The following is a 3,246-nucleotide window of genomic DNA, read 5'->3' as shown; positions in this document are numbered from 1 at the left end:
GTGTGGGCCGAGGGGTATCCCGGGGTTGCCGACGTCGCCGTCGCCGGGCGGGTCGTGCGGCGGTGGGTGGAGGACGGGGACCCGGGGGTGTTCGGGGCCTACGAGATACGGCTGTTGGGCTCCGACCTCGCCATCGGCGGGATCGGCTTCCACGGGCCGCCCGACGAGATCGGGGTGGTCACCGTCGGGTACGGGCTCGTGCCCTCCGAGCGGGGGAAGGGGTACGCCTCCGAGGCGCTCCGGGCGCTCGTCGAGGCCGCCCGCCGGGCCGGCGCCTCCGGGGTGAAGGGCGACGCCGACCTGGACAACCCGCCCTCCCACCGCGTGATGGAGGCCGCCGGGATGCGCTGTGTGGCCGAGGACGACAAGCTTCGGCATTTCTACCTGGGCTTGTAGGCGCCCGTCTTTCGGCCCCCCGTCAGCGGGCCGACAGTTCCGACGGGGCCTCCTGGACCGTCCAGCCGTTGCCGTCCGGGTCCGTGAAGGTCATGAACGAGTTCCACGTGCCGCCCCGGCCCGCCGTCCAGCCCTGGTCGCCCAGGTGCCGGACCTCCGAGACGTCGACCCCGCGCCCGGCCAGCTCCGCGTGGGCCGCCTCGATGTCCGTCACACAGAACTGGAGGCCCTGGAGACCGCCCGGGGTCATCGCCTTCGTGTCCGGCATCGGGGGCATCCCGCTCAGCAGGGCGAGCGAGCAGCGCGAGCCCGGCGGGGTGAGCTGGACGATCCGCACGCCCGGCGCAGGCCGGGTGTCCAGGTCGACGGTGAAGCCGCACTTCTCGGCGTAGAACTCCTTCGCCCGGTCCATGTCGGTGACGGGGACCGGGACGACTTCCAGTGTCCAGTTCACGGGGATCTCCTCAGAAACGCCGGCGGGTCTGGCCGAAGGGCTCGCCCCGGCCGAGGCCGCACACCGTGCGGGGTGCGACCGCGAACACCGGGGCCGTCCCACCGTCCCCGACGAACGCCCCTCCGCGCACCCCGAAACGCCCTTTCCCGCCGTACTTCTCACGGCTCATTCGGCCGCCGCGACCGCCCGGCCGTCCGGCCCCGCCGGCGTCCAGTGCAGCCGGCCGTCCAGGCCGATCGCCGCCACGCCGTCCGTCCCCGCGTCCGGTGCCCCCGCGAAGAGGAACCTCTCCAGCTTCCACGCCGGCCCGGCCCCCGTCCTGCCGTGCGCCGCCGTCGCCAGGAAGCCGGTCCGGGAGCGGACCGCGAGGACCCCCGCGCCGCCGCTCACCGGGCCGAAGCCCGCCACGCCGCCGGGCAGCTCGGTCACCGGCGAGACCGGGGCGAGACCCGAGAAGTCGGCGCTGCGCAGGTCGCCGGAGGCCGGCTTGCGGAACCACAGCCGTACGCCGTCGCCGCTCGGGGCCGGGGTCGCGCTGAGCGCCAGGGTGGTCGGCGGGAGCGCGGTCGGCGCCGGACCCGTGAGGGGCCCCCCGGGCACGTGCTGGGCCCAGACGAGCACGCTCGTCACGGTGCTCGCGAAGACGTATCCCCGGCCCGTGGCGTCCGTCGCGGCGACCGGGTCGCCGACGACGTCCGTGCCGCCGAGGACCCGCCAGGGCCCCCAGCCGCCGTCCGGTCCCTGCTCGCGCGCCGTCAGCTGCCGCAGGCTGTCGCGCAGGACCAGGGTCGCGCGGCCGTCGGCGCCCACGGTCACGGCGGGCGCGCTGATGTCCGAGGTGCCGGTCGCGTCGCTCCGCTCGGGGGTCCCCAGCGAGCGGAGCGGGCCGAAGGCCCCGCCGGGCGCCGTCTGCTCGGTGGACACGACCTCGCGACGGTAGCCCGCCGGGCCGCCCGCCAGGAGCGTCCGGGTGCCGTAGACCGCGATCCGGCCGTCCGGCAGCGACACCGAGGTGACCCCGCTGTCCAGGCCGCCGCCCGGCAGCAGCGTCGGCCCCTGCCACGCGCCGCCCCCGGCGGGCTTCCGCCAGGCCGCGAGCTGCCCGTCGAGGACGGAGAACGCGTGCAGCCCGCCGTCCGTGCCCCGCTGCACCCAGGAGGTGGAGGTGCCCCGGGCGTAGCGCACGGTCGCGGTCCAGCCGCGGCCGGCGGGCCGCGCGGCCACCTTCAGGTCGCCGCAGCCGGCGGGCGTGCCGCAGTCGTTGACGCCGTCCAGCCAGGCGTAGGTCTTCAGGGTCCTCAGCTTGTCGCCGGCCGTCTCGGGGTCGAGCGTGTGCGGCAGGACACTGGTGGGGTAGCCCAGGTAGTTCTGCACGCCGACCCGCGGATGCCCGGGCAGCTCCGTGTATCGGGCGAGCGCGGCCTGCGTGAACCGCGCGCCGTACAGGTGGTCCTGGTGGTCGCGGATCTTCCCGGTCTTCGGGTCGGTGCCGGGGCTCGGGTCCTGCATGCGGACGAACGTCGGCCGGAAGCGGTCGAGGAGCCCGGCGATCGTCGCCACGACCTCGTCCTTCGTGTACCGGAAGTCGGCGGTCACCGGGGTGCCGGCGGAGCGCTGCGACTCCAGGGTGCCGACCAGTCCGTGCCAGAGGCCGTTCAGGCTGTGCGGGCGGTAGTGGTTCGTCGACCCGGCCTCGCGTATCTGGAGCCACACCAGCCTGACCTTCGGGTCGGCGCGCAGCGTGTCCAGCTCGGCGAGCCCGCCGCCGGCCGTGGGGATCGCCACCCGGTCCCAGGGGCTGGTCCGGCTGCCCGTCGCCATCTCGGAGTACGCGGCACGTATGCCGTTCTGCCGGGCCTCGGCGTAGCCCGCCTTGTCGGCCTTGACCGCTGCCGCGTCGCGGGGGCGCGCGTTGACGCCGTCGGACTCACCGGCCGTCAGGTACACCGCGGCCAGCGGGGTGCCCGAGCGGATGGTCTGGGATATGTCCGGGTTCATGAAGAACAGGTCGTCGTCCGGGTGCGCCACGATCTGCATCACGGAGGTGGCGGCGCCCGGCCGCCCCGCGGGGGACTCCGGATCCCGGGTCCGGCCGGACGAGTCTGGGTCCTGGGCGTCCTGGGCGTCCGGGCCGGTGGCCATCGGCACCGGGGAGGGGGCGGTGGCCCGCGGCGTGGCCGGGGACCGGGGCGCGGGCACGGCCGCGCCCGGCGTCGCCGTCTGGGCCGCGGCCGTCTTCGGCGTGCCGGTCACCGACAGGAGTCCGGCGAAGGTGCCGCCCACCAGGACGGTCGTGACCGCGGTGGAGACGGCCCTGCGGCGGGACAGGGGGAGACGGCGGCGGAGGCGTTCGGACATGGTCGGCGGCGCGCTTTCAACGGGTCGGGCAGGCGGGG

3 protein-coding genes are annotated in these 3,246 nt (G+C 75.8%); 1 reads left to right on the top strand and 2 read right to left on the bottom strand.

Annotation, left to right across the window (positions count from 1 at the left end):
• Nucleotides 1-396 (top strand): GNAT family N-acetyltransferase (locus EAO70_RS37335; RefSeq protein ID WP_261993258.1); only part of this gene is annotated, 396 nt, incomplete at its 5' end.
• A 22-nt stretch (nt 397-418) separates the two neighbouring features.
• Here the strand turns inward: EAO70_RS37335 and EAO70_RS37330 are convergent.
• Together EAO70_RS37330 and EAO70_RS37325 are read right to left on the bottom strand one after the other, a co-directional pair.
• Complete coding sequence (locus tag EAO70_RS37330; protein WP_148007197.1) at nt 419-850, bottom strand: VOC family protein; 432 nt, start codon at nt 848-850, stop codon at nt 419-421.
• A 165-nt stretch (nt 851-1,015) separates the two neighbouring features.
• A complete protein-coding gene (locus EAO70_RS37325) occupies nt 1,016-3,208 on the bottom strand; it encodes a PIG-L family deacetylase (RefSeq protein WP_148007196.1) in 2,193 nt (730 codons plus the stop codon).
• Nucleotides 3,209-3,246: the final 38 nt, after the last annotated feature.

The sequence above is a fragment of the Streptomyces sp. adm13(2018) genome (assembly GCF_008042145.1).
Classification (GTDB): domain Bacteria; phylum Actinomycetota; class Actinomycetes; order Streptomycetales; family Streptomycetaceae; genus Streptomyces.
Note: the sequence above shows the minus strand (reverse complement) of the source record. Positions and strands in the feature narration are given on the sequence as shown.